Here is a 23,051-nt window from a genome sequence, read left to right on the forward strand (position 1 = left end):
AGCCCCGAGGTGGTGGACGTCACAGGCGTTCGGCACCACCCCGTCACGCAGAGTCACAGATCGTTGCGCTGGGCCTGGTCGGGTCGAGGACGACGTGCTCGCCGTCGACCGGCCGGAGGCCCGACGGCCTCCCGCGCCGGCGCCGGGCGGCGGGTCCCTGCGCGCCGGGAGCCCCGCCGCAGTGCATGCTCTCGACGAGGCGAGATCGCCGGCCTGGAGCACGGCCGGCGGGCCCGAGCAGGAGGTTCCCGTGTCCCGGGTGCACGTCCCCGTGAGTCCCACCCCGTGAGGGGCGCACGCCCCTGGCGTCCCCGCCTGGTCGCCGCCGCCGCGGCGGCGCTGGTCGGTCTCGGAGCGCTCGGCGCCGCCGGGCCGGCGGCGGCCAGCTCCACCAGCCCGAGCGCCAGTCCCAGCAGCACCCCCACCGACACCCCGGTCGAGGGCGTCCGCGAGGAGCCGCTGACGGTCCCCGTGGGCCCGGAGCCGGGCGGCGCGCAGGTCACGATCGACGCGACGCTCTACGAGCCGGACGCCGCCAGCCAGGCGTCCCCTTCGCCGGCTGTGCTGCTGGCCCACGGCTTCGGCGGGTCCAAGGCCGACCTCGCAGCCCAGGGCCGCTCGCTCGCGCAGGCGGGGTACGTGGCGCTGGCCTACACCGCGCGCGGCTTCGGCGCCTCCGGCGGGAACGTCCACCTGGACGACCCCGACTACGAGGTGGCCGACGCCCGCGCCCTGGTGGACCTGCTCGCTCAGCGCCCCGAGGTCCAGCAGGACGGCCCCGGCGACCCCCGCGTCGGCGTGGCCGGCGCCTCCTACGGCGGCGCGGTGGGCCTGCTGCTCGCCGGCACCGACCCCCGGGTCGACGCGGTCGCCTCGGGAATCACGTGGTCGGACCTGTCCTCCGCGCTCGACCCGCAGGCCGCGCAGGGGCAGTCCGGCGGCGTCTTCAAGGCGGGGTGGGCCTCGCAGCTGCTGACCAGCCTCACGGGCAGCGCGCTCGACAGCGCCCGCTCCGCCACCTCGGCGACGGCGACGGCGACGGCGAGCGGCACGAGCGGTGGTGGCACCGGCGGCGGTGCCCAGCTGGGCGTCTCCACGGCCGCGTGCGGGCGCCTGGCCCCGGACCTGTGCCGCGGCTACCTGCAGGCCGCCGAGACCGGCGTGGTGCCGGACTCGCTGCGCGCGCAGCTGGCCCGCTCGGCACCGGCGGCCGTGCTGCCGGACAGCCGCGCCGCGGTGCTGCTGGTGCAGGGCGAGGGCGACTCCCTGTTCGGCCTGGGCGACTCCCTCACCAACGCCGAGGCCGCTCAGCGCTCGGGCGCACCGGTGTCGGTGGCGTGGGTGGGGGGCGGTCACGACGGCGGCTTCGACGGCGCCGCCTTCGACGACCGCGCCCGGACCTGGTTCGACGAGCACCTGCGCGCAGGAGCGTCCGCGGGTGCCCAGACCGGGGAGCCGGCGGGGTCCGGGGAGTCGGCGGGCGACCCGACGGCGGCGTTCTCCGTGGCCGTGCCGCGGCAGAGCCTCTTCGGAGGGCGCGGCGGCGGGGGTGGTGGCGGCGGGTCGACGCCCGACGAGCGGACGCTCGACGCGGTGCCACCGCTGGCGGGGACGGCTCAGCAGATGGCCCTGTCCCCCGCAGCCCCGTCCGGGCAGCAGGGCCGGCAGGGCCAGGGCGGGCAGCAGGCCCAGCAGGGCCCGCAGCTCGTCCTGTCACCCGCCGGAGGGCGCCCCGCGGCCATGACGGCCCTGCCGGGCCTGGGCGACGTCGCCTCCCTGGTCGGGCTGGCCGCCGGCGGCGGCTTCAGCACCGCCGTGCTCCCCGGCCAGGCGGCGGTGTTCGAGACCGAGCCGCTCGAGCAGCCGCTCACACTGCTCGGGGCGTCGTCGGTGCGGCTGTCGGTGACGTCGAACACCGACGACGCCGTGCTCTTCGCGTCCCTGTCCGACGTCAGCCCGGACGGCAGCACCGCGCTGCCCTCGGGTCTGGTGGCGCCGCTGCGCGTGACCACGACGCCGGGGCAGCCGACCACCGTGGACGTCTCGCTGCCGGCCGTGGTCCGCGACGTCGCCGCCGGTCACCGGCTGCGCCTGGTGGTGGCCACCACCGACTCCGCGTACGCGGTGCCCACCGACCCGCGCGTCTACGGCGTCGGCCTCGCCGACGGCCAGCTCGCCGTGGCGGCGGCGCCCGCCGCCATCAGCGAGCCGACGGGCGACTCCGTCGACGTGCCGTGGGCGCACGTGCTCGCCCTGGCCGGCGTGGTGCTCGCGGCGCTGGCGCTGGCGCTGGTCGACGCGGCCCGCCGCCGTCGTCGTCCTGCTGCCGGCGGCGCCCACGACGGCGCGCTGGAAACGACCGGTGCTGGCCGAGGTGACCTCGACGACGTGGTGCTCGAGGTCAGCGGCCTGGAGAAGGTCTACGGCGACGGGTTCCGCGCGGTCGACGGGGTGTCGTTCACCGTGCGCCGCGGGCAGGTGGTCGGACTGCTCGGTCCCAACGGCGCCGGCAAGACCACCACGCTGCGCATGCTCATGGGCCTGCTCCGGCCGAGCGCCGGGTCGCTGGAGGTGCTCGGGCAGCGCGTCAAGCCCGGGTCGCCGGTGCTGGCGCGAGTCGGGGCGCTCGTGGAGGGACCCGGGTTCCTGCCGCACCTGTCGGGGCTGGCGAACCTGCGGCTGTTCTGGGCGTCCACCGGGCGCCCGGCGGCCGACGCGCGCTTCGAGGAGGCCCTCGAGGTCGCCGGGCTCGGCGACGCCGTGCACCGGCGCGTGCGCGGCTACAGCCAGGGCATGCGGCAGCGGCTGGGCATCGCCCAGGCGATGCTCGGCTTCCCCGACCTGCTCGTGCTCGACGAGCCCACCAACGGCCTCGACCCGCCGCAGATCACCGCCATGCGCCAGGTGCTGCGCGACTACGCCGCCACCGGCCGCACGGTGCTCGTGTCCTCCCACCTGCTCTCGGAGGTGGAGGCCACCTGCAGCCACGCGGTGGTGATGGCGCGCGGGAGGGTGCTGGCGGCGGGGTCGGTGGCCGAGCTGGTCGCGGGGTCGGGCGAGGTGCTGGTGAGCGTGGGCGAGGGGCAGGTGGACCGGGCCGTGGAGGTGCTGCGCGAGGTGCTGGGGCGCGACGACGACGGCGGGCGCGTGCTGGGCGTCCGCGACGGCGGCGTGCTCGTCGCGCCGGGGGCGTCCGGGACGGGCGGGCTGGTGGCGGCGCTGGTCGCCTCCGGAGTGCAGGTGGACCTCGTGGTGCCGCAGCGGCACCTGGAGGAGGTCTTCCTCGAGCTGGTGGCCGCCCCGTGAACGACCCCGTGAGCGACCCCGTGAGCGGCATGAGCAGCAGCACCACCACGACGACGAGCGGGGCGGCGGGTGCGGGGTCGCGCGGCAGCGCGCTGCCGCTGCGGGTGGAGGTGGCGCGGCAGCTGTCGCGCGTGCGCACCCGCTGGGTGGGCGTGCTCGTCGTGGCGCTCCCGCTGCTGCTGGTCGCGGCGTTCGCCCTCGGCGGGGAGGACGACCCGGCCGACGGCAGCGCGTCCTTCGTGGACCTCGCCACCTCCAGCGCCGTGAACTTCGCGGTGTTCGCGCTGCTGGCCGCCTCGGGCTTCCTCTTCGTCGTCCTGGTGGCGCTCTTCGCGGGCGACACCGTGGCGGCCGAGGCCAGCTGGTCGTCCCTGCGCTACCTGCTCGCGGCGCCCGTGGGGCGGCGGCGGCTGCTCGCGGTGAAGGCGGTGGTGGCGGCGGCGTCCTCGACGCTGGGGATCGTGGCGTTCATCGCCGTCTGCCTGCTCATCGGGGTGGTCGCGTACGGCTGGGGACCGCTGACCAGCCCGCTCGGTGACGCCCTCGGCGGCTGGGAGGCGCTGGGGCGCCTCGGGTTGGCGACGGCGTACGTGGTGGTGCAGCTGTCGTGGGTGGGGGCGCTGGCGTTCTGGCTGGGCACGCGCACCGACGCGCCGCTGGGCGCCGTGGGCGGCGCGGTGCTGGCGAACATCCTCTCCGCGATCCTCGCGTCCATCACGGCCCTCGGTGACCTGCGCGCGTGGCTGCCCACGTACGACGCCGGCGCGTGGACGGCGCTGCTGCAGCCGGCGGTGGTCTGGGACGACATGGTCCGAGGGCTGGCGACGTCGCTCATCCTCACGGTGGTGTTCGGGGTGCTCGCGGTCATCGGCTTCGAGCGCAAGGACGTCACCAGCTGACGCCGGTCCCCCTCGACGCAGCCGGGCGCCCGGTTGCGGTTCCCGCTCCCTCAGGGACCGCGACCGGGCGCCCGGCTGCGGTGCGGAGCAGGACTTCCATGATCGCCGCAGGTCAGAGGGGGGCTGCCGTTGCCGGGCGAGCGGGCGCGTGGTCTGCTGAGCCGTGGCCATCGACGAGGGACGTCGGGCGAGCACTCCGCCGCAAGGGCGGGCGCGCTCGCTGGGACAGCGCGTGACCGGGCTGTGGCCGGTGCTGCGCCAGGTGACGGGCAGCGACAAGACGGCGCACGGCGCCGCCGTGCGCACCGCGCACACCGATGCGATCACCGCCCGCACCGAGACCGCCGACCGCGTGGTCAAGAGCGTCTGCCCGTTCTGCGCGGTCGGCTGCGGCCAGGACGTCTACGTGAAGGACGAGCAGGTCGTCCAGATCGAGGGCGACCCCGACTCCCCCATCAGCCGCGGGCGCCTGTGCCCCAAGGGCAGCGCCAGCAAGAGCCTCGTCACCTCCCCCACGCGCGTCACCACGGTGCGCTACCGGCGCCCGGGCGGCACCGACTGGGAGGACCTGCCGCTGGCGACGGCCATGGACATGATCGCCGACCGCGTGCTGCAGGCCCGCCACGACGGCTGGCAGGAGCTCGACGACCGCGGCCGCAAGCTCCGCCGCACGATGGGCTTCGCGAGCCTGGGCGGCGCGACCCTCGACAACGAAGAGAACTACCTCATGAAGAAGCTGTACACCGCCCTCGGCGCTGTGCAGATCGAGAACCAGGCCCGGATATGACACTCCTCCACGGTCCCCGGTCTGGGGACCTCGTTCGGCCGCGGAGGGGCCACCACCTTCCTCCAGGACCTCGTCAACGCTGACTGCATCCTCATCCAGGGCAGCAACATGGCCGAGGCGCACCCGGTGGGCTTCCAGTGGGTGATGGAGGCCAAGCGCCGCGGGGCGAAGGTCATCCACGTCGACCCGCGGTTCACGCGGACCTCGGCCGTGGCCGACCTGCACGTGCCGCTGCGCGCGGGCACGGACATCGCCTTCCTCGGCGGGCTGGTCAACCACGTGCTCGCCAACGACGCGTACTTCCACGACTACGTGGTGGCGTACACCAACGCCGCCTCGATCGTCGGCGAGGAGTACCGCGACACCGAGGACCCCGAGGAGGACGGCCCGTCCACCGACCCGACCGGCCTGTTCTCCGGCTGGGACGAGGACAGCCGCAGCTACGACCCGTCGACCTGGGCCTACCAGGACGCGAAGGACGTCGCGGCCGCCGGTGACCGCAGCCCGAGCGGTCGCAGCAGCGGCGGCACCCAGGGCGGGGAGACCCACAAGGCCACCGCTGGTGGGGACGCCTACGGCAGCGGCGGCGCCACCATCGGCTCCAAGCCCGACCGCGACGAGACGCTGCAGCACCCGCGCACGGTGTTCCAGATCCTCAAGCGGCACTTCGCCCGCTACACCCCGGAGATGGTGGAGCGGATCTGCGGCACCCCGCAGGACGCCTTCCTGCAGGTCGCCCGGGCGCTGGTGGAGAACTCCGGCCGCGAGCGCACCACGGCGCTGGCGTACGCGGTGGGCTGGACGCACCACTCCCAGGGCGCGCAGTACATCCGCACGTCGGCGATCCTGCAGACGCTGCTGGGCAACATCGGCCGCCCCGGCGGCGGGATCCTCGCGCTGCGCGGGCACGCCAGCATCCAGGGCTCCACCGACATCCCCACGCTGTTCAACCTGTGGTCGGGCTACCTGCCCATGCCGAAGGCGGGCCAGGACGACGTCGACTCCTACGTCGGCTCCTCCGAGGACCTCGCCGGGTTCTGGGGCAACATGCGCGACTACAGCGTCAGCCTGCTGAAGTCGTGGTGGGGTGACGCGGCCCAGCCCGAGAACGACTTCGCGTTCGACTACATGCCGCGCATCTCCGGCGACCACGGCACGTACCGCACGGTCATGGACATGGTCGACGGGAAGGTCGACGGGTACTTCCTGCTGGGGCAGAACCCCGCGGTCGGCTCGGCGAACGCCCGGCTGCAGCGCCTGGGCATGGCCAACCTCAAGTGGCTCGTGGTCCGCGACCTGCAGATGATCGAGTCGGCCACGTTCTGGAAGGACGGGCCGGAGGTCGAGACCGGCGAGCTGCGCACCGAGGACGTCGGCACCGAGGTGTTCTTCCTCCCCGCGGCCAGCCACGTGGAGAAGGCCGGCACGTTCACCCAGACGCAGCGGCTGCTGCAGTGGCGCCACCAGGCGGTGTCCCCGCCGGGCGAGTCGCGCAGCGAGCTGTGGTTCTACTGGCAGCTCGGGCGCATCCTGCGGGAGAAGCTCGCCGCGTCCACCGACCCGCGCGACAGGCCGCTGCTCGACCTGACCTGGGACTACCCCGTCCACGAGGACGAGTTCGGCCCCGCGTCGGACCCGCTGAGCTGGGAGCCCGACGGCGAGGCGGTGCTGCGCGAGATCAGCGGCACCGAGACCCACCTCGACGACGACGGCACCGTGGTCGACCGGGCGCTGTCGTCCTACACGGAGCTCAAGTCCGACGGGACCACGCGCTCGGGCTGCTGGATCTACTGCGGCGCGTACGCGGACGAGGTCAACCAGACCGCTCGGCGTCGTCCCGGTCGTGAGCAGGACTGGACGGCCGCGGAGTGGGGCTGGGCCTGGCCGATGAACCGCCGCCAGCTGTACAACCGCGCCTCGGCGGACCCGCAGGGCAGGCCCTGGAGCGAGCGCAAGGCGCTCGTCTGGTGGGACGAGACGGCCGGCGAGGACGGGAAGGGCCGCTGGGTGGGGCACGACGTGCCCGACTTCGAGGCCACCAAGCCGCCGTCGTACGTGCCGCCGGCCGGCTCGAGGGGTCCGGCGGCCATCGCCGGCCGCGACCCGTTCATCATGCAGGCGGACGGCAAGGCGTGGCTGTTCGCGCCGTCCGGAGTGGTCGACGGTCCGCTGCCCACCCACTACGAGGGCGCGGAGTCGCCCGTGGGCAACCCGCTGCACCCGAACCGGGTCTACAACCCGGCCCGCCGGGCGTTCCCCCGGCCGGGCAACCGCGGGGTGCCGACGCGCTCGGACGTCTACCCGTTCGTGTTCACCACCTACCGGCTCACCGAGCACCACACGGCGGGCGGCATGAGCCGCACGCTGCCGTACCTGTCGGAGCTGCAGCCGGAGATGTTCATCGAGGTCTCCGCGGAGCTGGCGCGCGAGCGCGGGCTGGAGCACCAGGGGTGGGCGACCATCGTCACGCCGCGCAGCGCCATCGAGGCGCGCGTCATGGTCACGCCGCGCATCCGCCCGCTGCGGCTGCCCGGAGGCGGCGAGGACGGCAGCGAGGTGCAGGTGGTGCACCAGGTGGGCATCCCGTGGCACTGGGGGCCGAACGGCATCAGCCGCGGTGACGCCGCCAACGAGCTGGTGGAGATCCTCCTGGACCCGAACACGCACATCCAGGACAAGGTCGGGGCGTGCGACGTCGTCCCCGGACGGCGTCCGCGCGGGCCCGCGCTCGTGGAGTTCGTGGCGCAGCGCCGCGCCGCGGCCGGGCTGCCGACCGACGACGACGTCCCCTCCCTCCGCGGCGGAGCCGAGCTCGACGCGGAACCGAACGACGGGCGGAACACCCCATGACGAGCACCACCCCGCGCCAGACCGGCGAGGAGTACGACCCCGCGTCGCACTCCGGGTACGGCGAGGACCACCCGCCCCGCATGGGCTTCTTCACCGACACCTCCGTCTGCATCGGCTGCAAGGCCTGCGAGGTGGCGTGCAAGGAGTGGAACGAGGTCCCGGCCACCGGCGAGATGGACCTCACGGGCTGGTCGTACGACAACTCCTCGATGCTCGGCGCGAGCACGTGGCGGCACGTCGCGTTCATCGAGCAGGCAGCGCCGGCTGCCACCGAGCCGCAGAACGCGAAGCCCGCGGTCTCCCTCGGCATGCCGAGCATCCGCCCGGAGGGCTTCCTCGAGCCCGAGGTCACCCGCCCTCCGCACGAGAGCGCTGGTGAGCAGGGTCCGTCCGGCTCCATCGAGGGCGTGCGGTGGCTCATGAGCTCCGACGTGTGCAAGCACTGCACGCACGCGGCCTGCCTGGACGTCTGCCCCACGGGCGCGCTGTTCCGCACGGAGTTCGGCACCGTCGTCGTCCAGGACGACGTCTGCAACGGCTGCGGCTACTGCGTCTCCGCGTGCCCCTACGGCGTCATCGGCAAGCGCGAGTCCACGGGCCGGGCCCACAAGTGCACGCTCTGCTACGACCGGATCGGCGCCGACAAGCAGCCCGCGTGCGCGACGGCCTGCCCCACGGAGTCCATCCAGTACGGACCGCTGGACGAGCTGCGCGAGCGCGCCGACGCGCGCCTGGCCGAGCTGCAGGCGAAGGGCGAGCCGAAGGCGCAGCTGTACGGCCGCGACCCGCACGACGGCGTCGGCGGTGACGGGGCGTTCTTCCTGCTCCTGGACGACCCGGAGGTCTACGGCCTCCCGCCGGACCCGGTGGTGACGACGAAGGCGCTGCCGTCGATGTGGCGGCACGCCGCGGCCGCCGCCGGGGCGCTGTTCGGCGTGGTGGCGCTCTCCTTCCTGGGGCGCAGGCCGTGAGCACCGGTGGGGTCGGCGACGGCGGGAAGGGCGCTGAGCACCCCAGCGAGCAGGGCGCTCCCCGGGCGACGACGCAGGGTGTCGGCGACCGCCCGCGCCGGCGCCGCGGGGCCGAGTCCGTCGTCGTCCCCGACGCCGACTTCCAGTCGTACTACGGCCGCCAGGTCATCCACACCCCCGTGTGGGAGGTGCCGCAGGTGCCGGGCTACCTCTACCTGGGCGGCATGAGCGGGGCGGCGTCCGTGATGGGCGCGCTGGCGGACGCCACCGGCCGTCCGGCGCTGGCGAAGGTGGGGCGCCTGGCGGCCTCGGGCGGGTCCGTCGTGTCGGTGGTCCTGCTCATCGACGACCTCGGCGTGCCCACCCGGTTCCTCAACATGCTGCGGGTGGTCAAGTGGACCTCACCGCTGAGCGTGGGCTCGTGGATCCTCATGCCGTTCTCCACCGGCGCGGGCCTCGCCGCCGTGCACGAGCTGTCCGGCGTCGTCCTGCCGCTGGTGCGGAAGGTGGCCGGCCAGCGGCTCGGCCACCTCGCCGAGGTGGTGCTGCCGGTGGCCGGGCGGCTCGGCGGCGTGGGCTCGGCGCTGTTCGGACCGCCGCTGGCCACGTACACCGCCGTCCTCATCGCCGACACCGCCGTGCCCGCGTGGCACTCGGTCTACCCCGAGCTGCCGTTCGTCTTCGCCGCCTCGGGCGCCGCGAGCGCGGGCGGCATCGGGATGGTGGCGGCGCCGGTGGGAGAAGCTGGACCGGCGCGGCGCATGGGGGCGCTGGGAGCGGTCGCGGAGCTGGCGCTGAGCCGCCGCATGGAGCACCGCATCGGGATGATCGGTGAGGCGTACCGCACTGGTAGGGCGGGCGTGCTGCTCCGGCTGAGCCGCGTCGCCATGGCCGGTGGGGCGGCCGGAGCGCTGGCGAGCGACCTGCCGGTGTGGCCGAGGACGGCGAGGGCGCAGCGGGCGCGACGCGTGGTGTCGGTGGTCGGCGGGGCGCTGCTCAACGCCGGGGCGGCGCTGACGCGGTTCGGGGTGTACGAGGCGGGGATGATCTCCGCGCGCGACCCGAAGTACACGGTGGTGCCGCAGCGCGAGCGCCTCGACGCCCGCCGCGAGGGCCGCGAGCCCGACCCGCACCTGGCACCGGAGACGGCGCCCTGAGATCGGGCGCAGAAGTCGGGTGAGCCGGTAGTGGTCATGGAAACCCCGGGTAGAGGACCTGTGACCGTGACCGCTCTGCTCCACGGAGGTCTCCTGTGGCTCGCAACACCTTCTCCCGCTCCCTGCACGACGTCGGCCTGGCCGCCTGGTTCGGCGGCACCCTGGCGAACGCCGTCGCCCTGAACGCCGCCGCTGGCGAGGCCGACGAGAAGGACGCCGGCCGCGTCACGAACGCCGGCTGGAACCGGTGGACGCCCGTGAACGCCGTCGCGATCGGCGCGCACCTGGTGGGGTCGGTCGGTCAGCTCGCCGGCAACAGCAGCCGCCTGGCCGCGCAGCCGGGCGTCAAGACGATGTCGGCGGTGAAGACCGTGGTGACCGTCGCAGCCCTGGGCGCCACCGCGTACTCGCGGGCGCTGGGCAAGGTGGTCGACGCCGCGGGCGACCCGCGCGTCAAGGGCGGCACCAAGCCGTCCCGGCGCACCCCGGCCGAGGTGGTCGAGGCCCAGGGCAAGCTCGACCTCATGCAGTGGGTCATCCCCGCGCTGACCGGCACGCTCGTGGTGATCAGCTCCTTCGCGGGCGAACAGCAGCGCGCCTCCGAGGTGCTGCCCGGCGTCACGGGCGCCAACCGCCGCTGACTCCACCCCCCTCCGTGATCATGGGCGATCGGAACACCTGAGAGAGTCGCAGCGTCGGGCGTCCGCGCAGCGTCAGGTCACCGGGGCTGGACCCGGTGACCTGACGCTGCGGCGGCGCCCGGCGCTGCGACCACCTGCAGTGCGCCAACACCCATGATCACCACGAGTCGTGCACGCAGCGCCCATGATCGCGAAGAGGGCGAGCGGGGTCAGCGGACGACGACGACGGCCCCGTCCGCCCGGCGCGGCACCAGCTCCCCCACCAGCGCCGAGCCGGGCAGGGCCGCGGTGAGGTCGGCCGCCACGAGCAGGCCTCCGGAGGTCTGCGCGTCGGCGAGCAGCAGCAGCTCGTCCTCGTCGACCCCGGGACCGGTGGACAGGTGCGGCCGCACCCACGCGAGGTTGCGCCGCGACCCGCCGGGCACGTACCCCTGAGCCATCGACGAGCGCACGCCGCCGAGGTAGGGGACGGCCGCCGCGTCGACCACCGCCGTCACCCCGGACGCCCGCGCCAGCTTGTACAGGTGGCCCAGCAGACCGAAGCCCGTGACGTCAGTGGCGGCGCGCGCACCGACGGCCAGCGCCGCACGGGAGGCGTCGCGGTTGAGGGTGGCCATCACCGCGACCGCTTCCTCGAACACCTCCCCCGTCGCCTTGTGGCGGTTGTTGAGCACCCCGAGGCCCAGCGGCTTGGTCAGCGTCAGCGCCAGCCCGGCCTCGCCGGCGTCGTTGCGCAGCAGGTGCGCCGGGTCGGCCAGGCCGGTCACGGCCATGCCGTACTTCGGCTCGGGGTCGTCCACCGAGTGGCCGCCGGCCACGAAGCAGCCCGCGGCGCGCGCTGCGTCGAGCCCCCCGCGCAGCACCTCAGCGGCCAGCTCCACCGGCAGCGGTGCCTCGCCCGTGCGCGGCCAGCACAGGAGGTTCAGCGCCACCAGCGGGTCGGCGCCCATCGCGTACACGTCGGACAGGGCGTTGGTGGCGGCGATGCGGCCCCAGTCGTAGGCGTCGTCGACCACGGGCGTGAAGAAGTCGGTGGTCGACACCACGGCCTTCCCGCCGGCCGCCTCCGAGGGCAGGACGACGACGGCCGCGTCGTCGCCGTCGTCGAGGCCCACGAGGAGCTCCGCGCCGGCCACGGCGGGTGCGCCGGGCTGCCGGCCGACGAGCCCCGCGACGGCGGCCTCCAGCTCACCGGGCGGGATCTTGCAGGCGCATCCCCCGCCGTGCGCGTAGCTCGTCAGCCTGCGGGTCGTCGGCGTGGTGCCGGTGGTGCTCATCCCGCACGGTAGGCACGCCCGTTCCGGCTTAGCCTGTCGGAACGGTGCTGCCCCGCCTCGTGCGGGACGGCGCCGGGGAGGCGTCTGCTCACCTGGTGGGAGTCGCGGCCTTCAAAGCCGACGAGACCGAGCACCTCGGTCTGGCGGGTTCGATCCCCGTCCGCCTCCGCTAGCGTCGTGGTGTGCTCATCGCTGAGGACCTCACCCTGCTGCTGCTCGACGACGTCAAGGGCACCTGGCTCCTCGACGGGTCCCACCGCGGACCGGTGCTGGCCGGCGCGGTGCTCACGGAGCTGGTGCTGGCCGGCAGGCTCCAGCCCGAGCCCGGCCCGGACGGTCGGCAGCCCGGGCCGAAGGCGAAGCTCGTCGTCGTCGACGACGCTCCCCTGGGCGATCCCGTGCTCGACGCAGCGCTGCGGCGGATCGGTGCCCGGCGCCCCAGCCGCGCCGACGCGCTGCTGGGACCGGTGGCCAAGGACCTCGAGCACGAGCTGGTGAGCCGCCTGACCGCCTCCGGCGCCATCACCGCGCGCCAGGAGACGGTGCTGCTGTTCTTCCCGCGCACCACCCACCCCGCCGCGGACCCGACGGCTGAGCGGTCGGTGCGCGACCGCGTGGCCAGCGCGCTGCGCGGCGGGCGCGCCGACGACCAGCGCACCGCCGCGCTGGTGGCGCTGCTCAGCGTGTCGGGCAGGCTGCCGAAGGTCGTCGACCCGGCCTCGGTGGGTCTGGAGAAGAAGGAGCTGGTCGCGGCCGGAAGGGCCGTGGCGGCCGACGACAGGATCGCCGGGGGCGTCAAGAGCGCCCTCGCCTCGGTGGACGCCGCCGTGATGGCGGCGATCATCGTGCCCGTGGTGGTGACCGGCTCGAGCTGAGCCGTCCGCTGACCGGGGTCGACGGGCTGGCCTCCACCAGCGCACGGGCTCACGGCCCGGCGTGGGGCCCGAGGAGCTGGCTGATCTCGTCAGCCGCGAGCTCCAGGTCGGTCACCAGCGACGGCACCCGTTCCAGGTGGTCCACCAGTGACGGCGCCAGCACCCGGTGCAGGTCGTCGTCGGCGCCGAAGGTGATGAGCTGCCCGGCCGTGCCGAGCGCGTCGGGGTCGAGGTCGAGGCCGACGTGGTTGCCGCTGCCGTCGTGCGTGAGCGGGACCCACCCGGGCAGCCAGCACCTCGAGCGCACGAAGCCCTCCGGCTCCGAGCCGGCCGGTTCGTCCGCGTCCGGTCCGAGGTCGAGCGACGCCCACTGGTCCCACTGGCGCAGGACCTCCTCCAACGGCAGCAGCGCCAGTCCGGCGACCAGGCCGTGGGCGCCCCTCCTGCGCGCGTCCACCTCCTGTCCGTCGTGCAGGAGGTAGAAGGCGGTCACGTCCGGCGGCAGGCGGCGCCCGAGGTGCTGCTCGACGGCGTCGAGCTGCGCGCGGGTCGCAGCCGGCCGCAGCAGCAGGTCAGCGGCTGCCGCGACCGCCACCCGCTCCAGGGCCGCCAGCACGCGCTCGGCGGCGTCGCCCCCGTCCCGGACCGCCGGACTGCTGGCCTCGCGGGTCATGCGGACCAGCATGCCCGGTCGTCGTGCCGGGCTCGCGCTAGCCGGGCGACGAGCCCCCGCCGGGCAGCGGCGGCTGCCGCGGTCCCGGGAGGTCGATCCGGCGGACCACCCCCACCATCCGCAGCCCGAAGCACAGCCCCGCAGCGACGAGCGCCCACACCGACCCGACCCCGACGACGTCGGTGTGCGTCACCTGGGCGCTCAGGACGACGACGGTCGCCGCCAGCAGCGCCGGCACGGCGTACAGGCCGGAGCTGAGCACCTGGGGCGTGCGGCCGGTGAGGAGGTCGCGCAGGGTGCCCCCGCCGATGGCCGTCAGGCCCCCCAGCAGGACCGACTGGACCGGGCCCAGACCCGCGGCGAGCGCCGTGCCGGTCCCGGTGACGGCGAACAGCGACAGGCCCGCGGCGTCGAGCACGGTGAGGCTGCGGGCCACGCGGCGCCTGCCCATGCGGTGGCCGAACAGGCAGACGAGCACGCCGCCGGTGGCGGCGACGGCGAGGTAGCGCCAGTCCGAGAAGGTCGCCGGCGGGACCCTGCCGATGAGCAGGTCGCGCATGATGCCGCCGCCGAGGGCGGTGATGACGCCCAGCGTGACGACCCCCACCACGTCGAGGCGCGCGGTGCGCGAGGCGGTCAGCGCCCCGTCGACGGCGAAGGCGAGCACGCCGATGAGGTCGAGCACGAGGAGGAGGGTGGAGCCGGGCACGCCGTCATCGTCCCGCGTCGGTGAGGAAGGGGTGGCCGGGTCGACCGGCCCGCCTGCAGGATCGGGAGGTGGCTGGGCCGGAGGTGCAGGTGGTCGTCGCCCACCGGGCGCGCGCGACGCTGCGGGTCGGTGACGTGTTCCTCAAGGTCGACCCCGACCGCGCCGGCATCGACGCGGAGGTCGCGGCGATGGCCGCCGTCGCCGTCCCCACCCCGCGGGTGCTGTGGCGCGAGCACCCCGTGCTGGCGCTCGAGCGGGTGCCCGGCACGGCGCTGGGGACGTTCGGTGGCGCCACGCCGGTGGGCGCTGCGGCGTGGACGGCGGCGGGCGCCGCGGTGCGCAGCGTCCACGAGACACCCCTGCGGGCAGCGGGCGCAGAGGCTGCTGCCAGCGCGTCCGTCCCCTCCGCGGACCGCCTCGACGACGCGTGCGCCTGGTTCGCCGCGCGCGGCCTCCTCCCCGACGGGGTGCTGGAGCGCAACCGCCGGCTGGGGCAGCAGGTGCTGGGCTCGCCCCGCCGGGCGTTCGTCCACGGCGACCTGCAGCCCGACCACGTCTTCGTGGACGAGGACGACCGCGTCACCGGCGTCATCGACTGGTCCGGCGCCGGAGCCGGCGACCCGCTGCTCGACCTGGCGGTGCTCACCCTCGGACACCCGCAGCACCTCGGCGACGTCGTCGCCGGGTACGGACGCGACGTCGAGCTGCCGGCGGTCCGGGCGTGGTGGGCCTACCGCTGCCTCACGGCCGTCCCGTGGCTCGCGGAGCACGGCTTCGGCCCGCCGGAGACCTACCCCGAGACGGCGGTGCTCCTGCGGGACGGCGGCTGACGGGTCGTCGGTCCGCCGAGGTTCCCGGCTGCCCGAGAGGTCGATCCTCGGACGCGCCCGCAGACTCGACCGGTGAGCGGACCCGGAGACCGGCCCCTGCCCGAGCCCTCCGAGCCGGGCGCGGCGCTCGACCCGCTCCCGACCTCCCGCCTCGGGGCTGCCCTCTTCCGCTTCGGCCGGGCGCGCCGCGACGTCCTCGCCACCGTCCTGCAGCAGCGCGGCTGGAGCTGCGCCGTGCTGCCCTACCCGGGGTACGGCACGGGCGGGCGGGTCAGGGTGCTCGCTCGCGTCGTCCTGGCCCCGCCGGGCCGCGAGCCGAGCGCGGTCCGGGGCGTCGCGGCCTGGCGGCGGCTGCTGACGCTGCAGCGCTCCCGGGTCGTCGTGGACGTCTCCGGTGACGGCCTGGACGGGGTGCACCGGGTCCGCAGCGGTCCAGGGGGCTTCATCGACGAGGTGCTGCCGTGGAGCGCGGAGCCCGGTCCGCACCGCGTGAGCTTCCGGGTCGGGGACCGACCTGCGGTGGAGTCCGTGGTGCACGTCGCCGACCCGGGCGCGCGCACGGGCGTCGTCTGCGACATCGACGACACCACGCTGGTGACCGGTCTGCGCCACCCCGTCCGCGCCGCGTGGCAGACCATGACCCGGGCGTTCGCCCAGCGGGTCCCCGTGGAGGGCATGGCCGACCTCCTCACCGCTGCACACGCCCAGCACGGCAGCCAGGACAGCCCGGTCGTCTACCTCAGCACGGGCCCGTGGAACTTCAACGGGCCGCTGGCCCGCTTCCTCGACCGCTGCGGGTTCCCCGCCGGTCCCCTGCTCCAGACCCAGTGGAGCCCCACCACCCAGGGGTTCTTCCGCGACGGCCGCGCCCACAAGCGGCGCAGCCTGCAGCGGCTGCGGGCGGACTTCCCCGACGTCCGCTGGCTCCTGGTGGGGGACGACGGCGAGCACGACCCGGCGATCTACGCGGACTTCGCCCGCGAGCACCCGCAGCACGTCCTGGCCGTCGCGCTGCGCCAGGTCGGTGCCAGCGCCCGTGGGGGGACCGGCGCTCAGGGGGCCGTCGGTGCGGTGCCGGTGGTGGCGGCGCCCGACGGACACCTCCTCGGCCAGCGCCTCAGCGCCGCGCTCTCGCCGGGTGCTGCCACCGCCCGTGAGGAGGGGCGCTCCGGAGGCGCCGCCTGAGACGCCTTCCTAGGGTGGGGCGGTGGTGACCGGTCCCGACGTCCGCCGTCAGGTGCCCCGCACCGACGCGGTGCTCGGCTCCCCCGCCGTCGCCGCTGCCGCCACCCGCCTGGGCCGTCCGCTGGTCCGGGCCGCCGTCGCGCGGGCGCAGCAGCGGGTGCGCGAGCAGACCCTCTCCCCCGACCTCGAGGCCGTCGTCGCCTCCGTCCTGGCCGACCTGCCTCCCACCGCCTCCTCGCTGCGCCCGGTCATCAACGCCACCGGCGTGCTGCTGCACACCAACCTCGGCCGCGCGCCGCTGTCGCAGGCCGCGGTGCAGGCCGTGGTGGACGCCGCGGGCACCACCGACGTCGAGCTCGACCTCGCCACCGGCCGCCGCGCCCGCCGCGGCCGCGGAGCCACCGCGGCCCTGGCCGCCGCCGTGCCCGACGCCGAGGCCGTGCACGTGGTGAACAACGGCGCCGCCGCCCTGGTGCTCGCCGCGACAGCGCTGGCCGGCGGCGGGCTCGGCCGCGACGTGGTCATGAGCCGCGGCGAGATGGTCGAGGTGGGAGACGGGTTCCGCCTCCACGAGCTCATCGCCTCCACCGGCGCGCGGCTGCGCGAGGTGGGCACCACCAACCGCACCACCGCCGCCGACGTCGCCGCGGCGTTCGGGGCCGCCGAGTGCGAGGGCCGCCGGGTGGGCCTGGTGATGAAGGTGCACCCGTCGAACTTCCGCGTGGAGGGCTTCACCGCCGCCCCGAGCACCGCGGACCTCGCCCGGGTGTGCGCCGCAGCGGCCGCGGTGACCGGGGAGCCCGTGCCGCTGCTCGTCGACACCGGCTCGGGTCTTCTCGCCCCCCGCCGCGACCTGCCCGACGAGCCCGACGCCGCCACCGCGCTGAGGGCCGGCGCCGACCTCGTCACCGCCAGCGGCGACAAGCTGCTCGGCGGTCCGCAGGCCGGGCTGGTCCTGGGCCGCGCCGACCTCGTGGAGCGGCTGCGCCGCCACCCCCTCGCCCGCGCGCTGCGCGTGGACAAGCTCACCCTCGCGGCCCTGGAGGCCACGCTCACCGGCCCGCCTCCCCCGGTCGTCGGGGCGCTCGAGGCCGGCCTCGACCACCTGCGGGAGCGGGCGCGGCACTGCGCGGCCGTCATGCGGATGGCCGACCCCGACCTCGACGTGCACGTGGTGGACAGCGAGGCCGTGGTCGGCGGCGGCGGCGCCCCCGGCGTCGTCCTGCCCTCGGTGGCCCTCAGCCTCCCGGAGGCCTTCGCCGAACCGCTGCGCCACCCGCGCCGCGCCGTGCTGAGCGAGCTCGGCCCGATCGCCGTCCTCGACCCGGGCCCGGTCGGCGCACCCGTGCTCACCCGGGTGGAGGGCGGCCGCTGCCTGCTGGACCTGCGCGCCGTCGCCCGCGACGACGAAGGAGCGCTGCGCCTCGCCGTCAGGCTCGCGGCCCGCGCGCTGGCGGGTGGGGACGTGGGCGAGCACAGCCGCGGCGGCTCCCGCGCTGACCTGCTCGACAGCGAGCGCCGGCTCTACCGCGACCTCCACGACGACCTCGTCCGCCAGGTGCGCTACGAGGCGGCGGTGGAGGCCAACCCCGGCGGCTTCGTCTGCCCGGGGGACTGAGTGCACGTCGTCGCCACCGCCGGGCACGTCGACCACGGCAAGTCCGCCCTGCTGCGGGCGCTGACCGGCACCGACCCCGACCGCCTCGCCGAGGAGCAGCGGCGCGGCATGACCACCGACCTCGGCTTCGTGCACACCCGCGTGAGCGTCGCCGGCGACGGTGACAGCGACGGCTGCGAAGACGTGGCGTTCGTCGACGTCCCCGGTCACGAGCGGTTCGTGCCGACCATGCTCGCCGGCGTCGGCCAGGTGACGGCCGTGCTGCTCGTCGTGGCCGCTGACGGAGGGTGGATGCCGCAGACCACCGAGCACCTCGATGCCCTGGCCGCCCTCGGCGTGCGCCGGGGCCTGCTGGTGGTCTCCCGCGCCGACCTCGCCGACCGCACCCAGCGCGACCAGGTCCTCGCCCGCGCCACCACCGAGCTCGAGGGCACCGGCCTGGAGGACCTCGTGCGCGTCGAGGCCAGCGCCGTCACCGGCGAGGGGCTGCCCCAGCTGCGCGACGCCCTCTCCCGCGTGCTGGCCGGCGCCCCGCGGCCCGACCCCGACAGCCCCGTGCGCCTGTGGGTGGACCGCAGCTTCACCGTCCGCGGCGCGGGCACGGTGGTCACAGGCACCCTGGCGGCCGGCACGGTGACGGCCGGCGACGAGCTCGTGCTGCCGGACGGCACCGCCGTCGTCGTCCGCGGTCTGCAGAGCCTCGACGCGCCGGTCGCGGCGGCCACCGGCCCGGCGCGCGTGGCGCTCAACCTGCGCGGAGTGGCCCCGGCGGCTGTCCGACGCGGCACCGCGCTGGGCGCCCCCGGCACCACCACGACGACGACGAGCGCCGACGTCCGCCTGCTGCCCGTCCCCGGCCGCACCGCCGCTCGCGGCGATGGTCGTGGTGGTGGTCGTGGCCGCGGGCTCGGCGGGGAAGACCGCTGGCCCGAGCACCTCGTGCTGCACCTCGGGACGGCGGCGGTGCCCGTGCGGGTTCGCCCCCTCGGCCCGGCGGGCAGCGGGCCCGACGGTGATCGCGTCGGGCAGCACGGCGGTCATGTGCGCCTGTCGCTGGCCACCGCGCTGCCGCTGCGCGCGGGAGACCGCGCACTGGTCCGCGACCCGGGCGGCCACCGGGTGCTGGCCGCCGCGCTCGTGCTGGACCCTGCTCCCCCGCCGCTGGCGCGGCGCGGCTCAGCCCGCGAGCGCGCGGGCGTGCTGGTGGCCGTGTCCGAGGAGGCGGTGCTGCGCGGGGACCCCGCCGGCGAGCTGGAGCGCCGCGGTCAGACCACCCGCTCCGCGCTGCGCGCCCTGGGGCTGCGCGCCGCCGAGGTGGAGGCGCTGGCAGCGGTGGCCGGGGTGCTCGCCGACGGGGACCACCTCCTGTCGCCCGTGCTCGCCGGCGCCCTGCGCGGTCGGCTGCCCGGCGAGCTGGCGGCGCACCGGCGAGAGCACCCTCTGGAGCCGGGCCCGCCGGTGGAGGTGGTGAGGCGCCGGCTCGGACTCGCCTCACCGGGGCTCGTGGCAGCGCTCGTCGGCTCCTGGTCCGCGGGTGGCTCTCCGGTGGCGGTGCGCGACGGGCGCCTCGTCGACGCGACGGCGCCGGCGGGAGCGGCGCTGCCGCCCGCCGTGCAGCGGGCGGTGGCCGCGGTGCTCGGCGACCTGGAGCGCGCCCCGTACGGCGCTCCGGAGGCGCACCGGCTGCGCGAGCTCGGGCTGGGTCCCCGGGAGCTGGCGGCGGCCGTGCGCTCGGGCGAGCTGGAGCGCGTGGCCGAGGGCCTCTACCTGACCGCCGGCGCCGCGCTCGCGGCGCCCGCGGTGCTGGCAGAGCGGCTGGAGGACCCCTCGGCCGCGTTCACGGCCAGCGAGGCGCGGCGGGCCCTGGACACCACGCGCCGCGTCGTCGTCCCGCTCCTGGAGCTGCTGGACCGCCGCGGCGCCACCCGACGCCTGCCCGACGGCACCCGCGTGCTGCTCCGTGCGGGTGGTGCGGCCGACGCCTGAGCGGCGCCGGGTCTCCGGCGGCGCAAGGTCCTCCGTGCGCGTGCCGATCGCGAGGTGGTGGCGGGGCGACGAGGCGCTGGGCGCCCGGTGTGGCAGCACCTGGCGGTGCTCGCCGTGCTGCCTCTGCTCGCCACGGCGCTGCTGGGCGCAGAGGCCGTGCGGGTGCGCGCCGAGGAGGTCGCCCACGTCCGGACCGCTCAGCAGCAGCTGGAGGCGAGCCGGCAGCTCGACGCGCTGCGCCGCGCCGTCGACCAGGAGGTGCTCCCCACGCTCGCGCTGGCCGTGGCCCGCGACCCGGTGGCCTCCGCCCGCGCGGGCTTCGACGTCGGTGGCACCGCCGAGCGGCTGCTGGCCGACGGCCCGGCGGCGCAGGCGGCCGCCCGCGCCGCCACCGACGCCGCGCTGGACGCGGTGGACCAGGGCCGGGCGGCGCCGGCGGCGCAGCTGGCGCGCTCGCAGCTGCGCCTCGTGCGCGAGGCCGCCGACCAGGGCACGCCCAGCCCCGACACCCTCTCCTGGTGCTACCTGCAGGCCTCCGACGCGCTCCTGGTGGCCGAGCGCGGTGCCGCGGTGCGCGCCGGGAGCGCGGGGCTGCGCGCGCACAGCGCGGTGGCCGTCAACGACGTCGGGCTGGTGGTCGAGCTCACCGGCCTGGCCAGCCGGCAGCTGCCCCTGCTCTTCACCGCCGCGGTGCTCCCCGTGAACCTGCGCGGGCCCGTGATGCGGAAGTGGCGCGGCGTCTCCGGCAGCTACGACCTGCAGACCGGTGCCGCCTCGGGTCTGTCCACCGCGCAGCTGCGCGCCAGCTGGACCGCTGCCGTCAGCGACCTGCGCCACGAGCGCCTGGGGCACCAGCTGGGCGCGTCCGACGCGCTCACCCGCGGTGCTCCTGGGGAGCTGACGCCCACGTCACTGCTGCTGCTGCGGCAGTCGAGCGCCGAGCGCGACCTGGCGCTGTCCCGGGTGCTCGACCAGGCGCTGGCGGGCGCGACCGCGGCGTCGTCGGCGGAGCTGGCGACCAGCGAGCGCGCCCTGGCCCTGACGGTGGCCCTGTGCCTGACGGCCCTGGCGACCTCCGCGGTGACGACCGTGGTGCTCGCGCGACGCCTCAGCGGTTCCCTGCGGCACCTCGCGGCGGCCGCCCGCAGCGCGCTGGAGGGCTCACCGCTGGCCCGCCGGGTGAGCGGGCCCCGCGAGGTGCGCGACGCCGGGGACGCCCTGGAGAGCACCGCCGCCGGGCTGCGCCGGGTGGGCGAGCAGGTGGAGGCCGTCGCCCGGGGAGACCTCGCCGCCGCCCTGGCCCTCCCGGCCGCTCCCGGGCGGCTGGGACGGGCGGTGCAGACCTCGGTGGAGGCGGTGGTGCACGCCGTGGAGGCCCGCGACGCGCTGCGCGCCGAGCTCGTCCACCGCGCCTCCCACGACCCGCTCACGGGACTCGCCAACCGCGCGACGGTGCTCGCCGAGCTCGCCGCGGCGCTGGAGGTCGTCACAGCGCTCGCGCAGACGAGCGGACCGTCCGCCGGGGTGGCCCCCGCGGCGCCCGAGCCGGTGGCGGTGCTGTTCGTGGACCTCGACGGGTTCAAGCGCGTCAACGACCGCTGCGGCCACGCCGCTGGTGACGTCGTCCTGAGGACCGTGGCCGCCCGGCTCGTCGCGCAGGTGCGCACCGGGGACCTCGTGGCGCGCCTGGGCGGGGACGAGTTCGTGGTGCTGGTCCGCGGCGCGGAGCTGCCCGACGTCGTCGAGCTCGGGCGGCGGCTGGTCGAGGCCGTGCGCGAGCCCGTGCCGCTGGGGGCGGACGAGCCGGCGCAGTCGGTCGGCGCCAGCGTGGGCGTGGCGCTGTCGGCGGGCGCTCAGGACGACGACGCGTCCCGCGCCGGAGCGCGCCTGCTGGCCGAGGCCGACACGGCCGTCTACCGCGCCAAGCGCGCGGGCCGGGGCCGGGTGGTCGTCTTCGACGGGGAGCTGCGCCGCGAGGAGGCCGAGCGCGCACGGCTCGTCACGGAGGTCCGCGCAGCGCTCGCCGCCGGTGACCTGGCGCTGCGGTGGGAGCCCGTCGCCAGCACCGCCGACGGCGCTCTGCTGGCGTGGCACGCCCTGCCGCACTGGGCGCGGCCCGGTGGCGGCTCGGTGCCGGCCTCGCGCTTGGTGGCCGCCGTGCAGGAGGCCGGCGCCGACCGCGAGCTCGGACGGTGGCTGCTCGGGGCGGCCCTGGCGCAGGCCGCGGCGTGGCGCAGCTGCGGGGCCGCGGGCTTCGGCGCCGAGCGGGCGCCGGTGGTCGCCGTCGCCGTCACCGACCGCCACGCCTGCGACCAGCGCCTCCTGGACGACGTCACCGACGCGCTGGTCGCCGCGGACGTGCCGCCCGAGTCGCTGACCGTCATCGCCGGCGAGTCAGCGGTGGGTGCTGACCCCGCGGCGTCGTGGCACCTGGGGGCGCTGCGCGCGATGGGCGTGAGGATCGCGGTGATCGGGGTGGGCAGCACCCCCGTGTGCGACCTGCCGGCGCTGCCGGCGCACGCCGTGTCGCTGTCGGAGGAGCTCACCACCTCCGACGACCCGGTCCACCACCGCGTCGTGGAGCTCCTCGCGGTGGCGGCGCGCTCGGTCGGCGCCGACGTGGTGGCCACGGGCGTGGCCACCACCGGACAGCTCGGGAGGGCGCGGGCCGCCGGTGCCCACGCGGTCCGCGGGCCGCTCGTGGGACGCCCGATGACGGCCGAGCAGGCCGCCGCGCTGCCGCTGCCGCTCCCCCTGCCGGTCGCGGCGGCGCCAGCGACGAGGAGCGCGGTGCCGGTCAGCTCGCCGGTGTGACCGGCCCCTGCGCCGACCAGGGGAAGTCGATCCACCGGTCGGTGCGCTTCCAGACGTACTCGCACTGCACGATCGAGCGGGGCTTGTCGTAGATCACCGCGGACCTGACCTCGCTGACGTGCCCGGCGCAGAAGTCGAGCACCATGCGCAGCGTGCGGCCGGAGTCGGCGACGTCGTCGACGACGAGCACGCGGCTGCCGGCGATGTCCACGGCCTGCAGCACCGGCGGCAGCACCACCGGCACGGGGAGGCGCTCGTCCACGCCCGTGTAGAACTCGACGTTCATCACGGCGGTGTTCTTCACGCCGAGCGCGTAGGCGATGGCACCGCCGGGCACGAGGCCTCCGCGGGCGATCGCGAGCACCACCTCGGGCTCGTAGCCGCTGTCGGCGACCTGCTGCGCGAGCTCGCGCGCGGCCGTGCCGAACAGGTCCCAGGTGAGCACCTCGCGCGGCGCGGTGGTCATCTCGCCG

16 protein-coding genes and 1 tRNA gene are annotated in these 23,051 nt (G+C 76.2%); 13 read left to right on the forward strand and 4 right to left on the reverse strand.

What is annotated here, in order from left to right:
- The first annotated feature begins 285 nt into the window (after positions 1-285).
- The 6 genes from FMM08_RS08155 to FMM08_RS08185 all read left to right on the forward strand — a co-directional run bounded on the left by FMM08_RS08155 (position 286) and on the right by FMM08_RS08185 (position 10,611).
- Positions 286-3,306, forward strand: coding sequence for an alpha/beta fold hydrolase (locus FMM08_RS08155; protein WP_147925840.1), 3,021 nt, complete (start codon positions 286-288; stop codon positions 3,304-3,306).
- 8 nt (positions 3,307-3,314) lie between these two features.
- Complete coding sequence (locus FMM08_RS08160; protein WP_222710548.1) at positions 3,315-4,205, forward strand: DUF2705 family protein; 891 nt, start codon at positions 3,315-3,317, stop codon at positions 4,203-4,205.
- A gap of 220 nt (positions 4,206-4,425) precedes the next feature.
- The gene (gene fdh / locus FMM08_RS08170; RefSeq protein WP_439653555.1) at positions 4,426-7,842 is read left to right on the forward strand and encodes a formate dehydrogenase; all 3,417 of its coding nucleotides are present in this window, start codon (positions 4,426-4,428) and stop codon (positions 7,840-7,842) included.
- Positions 7,839-8,813, forward strand: coding sequence for a 4Fe-4S dicluster domain-containing protein (locus FMM08_RS08175; RefSeq protein ID WP_147925842.1), 975 nt, complete (start codon positions 7,839-7,841; stop codon positions 8,811-8,813). Before fdh ends, FMM08_RS08175 begins: the two co-directional genes overlap by 4 nt.
- Positions 8,810-9,970 carry an NrfD/PsrC family molybdoenzyme membrane anchor subunit gene (nrfD, locus tag FMM08_RS08180; RefSeq protein WP_147925843.1) on the forward strand — a complete coding sequence of 387 codons (1,161 nt, stop codon included), beginning with the start codon at positions 8,810-8,812 and terminating at the stop codon, positions 9,968-9,970. The genes FMM08_RS08175 and nrfD overlap by 4 nt, the downstream gene beginning before the upstream one ends.
- 95 nt (positions 9,971-10,065) lie before the next feature.
- Entirely contained in the window at positions 10,066-10,611 is a 546-nt protein-coding gene (locus tag FMM08_RS08185; protein ID WP_147925844.1) for a hypothetical protein, read from the forward strand.
- A 209-nt stretch (positions 10,612-10,820) separates the two neighbouring features.
- On the opposite strand, the gene selD is transcribed toward FMM08_RS08185, so the two are convergent.
- Complete coding sequence (selD, locus tag FMM08_RS08190) at positions 10,821-11,888, reverse strand: selenide, water dikinase SelD (protein ID WP_147925845.1); 1,068 nt, start codon at positions 11,886-11,888, stop codon at positions 10,821-10,823.
- Between the two features lie 76 nt (positions 11,889-11,964).
- Here selD and FMM08_RS08195 point away from each other — a divergent pair.
- Both FMM08_RS08195 and FMM08_RS08200 read left to right on the forward strand, forming a co-directional pair.
- Positions 11,965-12,057, forward strand: a tRNA-Sec gene (locus FMM08_RS08195).
- A gap of 13 nt (positions 12,058-12,070) precedes the next feature.
- A complete protein-coding gene (locus FMM08_RS08200) occupies positions 12,071-12,763 on the forward strand; it encodes a GOLPH3/VPS74 family protein (protein WP_147925846.1) in 693 nt (230 codons plus the stop codon).
- Positions 12,764-12,812: 49 nt separating this feature from the next.
- Here the strand turns inward: FMM08_RS08200 and FMM08_RS08205 are convergent, their stop codons facing one another.
- Both FMM08_RS08205 and FMM08_RS08210 read right to left on the reverse strand, forming a co-directional pair.
- Positions 12,813-13,436 carry an SMI1/KNR4 family protein gene (locus tag FMM08_RS08205; protein WP_187279624.1) on the reverse strand — a complete coding sequence of 208 codons (624 nt, stop codon included), beginning with the start codon at positions 13,434-13,436 and terminating at the stop codon, positions 12,813-12,815.
- A 37-nt stretch (positions 13,437-13,473) separates the two neighbouring features.
- Positions 13,474-14,145: a trimeric intracellular cation channel family protein gene (locus FMM08_RS08210; RefSeq protein WP_147925848.1), complete on the reverse strand. Its 672-nt coding sequence runs from the start codon at positions 14,143-14,145 to the stop codon at positions 13,474-13,476.
- Positions 14,146-14,213: 68 nt separating this feature from the next.
- On the opposite strand from FMM08_RS08210, the gene FMM08_RS08215 reads away from it, so the two are divergent.
- From FMM08_RS08215 to FMM08_RS08235, 5 genes are all read left to right on the forward strand, one after another.
- Entirely contained in the window at positions 14,214-14,975 is a 762-nt protein-coding gene (locus FMM08_RS08215) for a phosphotransferase family protein (protein WP_147925849.1), read from the forward strand.
- A 72-nt stretch (positions 14,976-15,047) separates the two neighbouring features.
- On the forward strand, positions 15,048-16,160 hold the full coding sequence (locus FMM08_RS08220; protein ID WP_147925850.1) for an App1 family protein phosphatidate phosphatase: 1,113 nt from the start codon (positions 15,048-15,050) through the stop codon (positions 16,158-16,160).
- A 22-nt stretch (positions 16,161-16,182) separates the two neighbouring features.
- Positions 16,183-17,778: an L-seryl-tRNA(Sec) selenium transferase gene (gene selA / locus FMM08_RS08225; protein ID WP_222710549.1), complete on the forward strand. Its 1,596-nt coding sequence runs from the start codon at positions 16,183-16,185 to the stop codon at positions 17,776-17,778.
- Entirely contained in the window at positions 17,779-19,764 is a 1,986-nt protein-coding gene (locus tag FMM08_RS08230) for a selenocysteine-specific translation elongation factor (RefSeq protein WP_147925851.1), read from the forward strand.
- 87 nt (positions 19,765-19,851) lie between these two features.
- Positions 19,852-22,578: a diguanylate cyclase gene (locus FMM08_RS08235; protein ID WP_147925852.1), complete on the forward strand. Its 2,727-nt coding sequence runs from the start codon at positions 19,852-19,854 to the stop codon at positions 22,576-22,578.
- Here FMM08_RS08235 and FMM08_RS08240 read toward each other — a convergent pair.
- Positions 22,562-23,044 carry a phosphoribosyltransferase gene (locus tag FMM08_RS08240; RefSeq protein ID WP_147926025.1) on the reverse strand — a complete coding sequence of 161 codons (483 nt, stop codon included), beginning with the start codon at positions 23,042-23,044 and terminating at the stop codon, positions 22,562-22,564. The genes FMM08_RS08235 and FMM08_RS08240 overlap by 17 nt on opposite strands.
- Positions 23,045-23,051: the final 7 nt, after the last annotated feature.

The organism is Quadrisphaera setariae, assembly GCF_008041935.1.
Taxonomy (GTDB): domain Bacteria; phylum Actinomycetota; class Actinomycetes; order Actinomycetales; family Quadrisphaeraceae; genus Quadrisphaera; species Quadrisphaera setariae.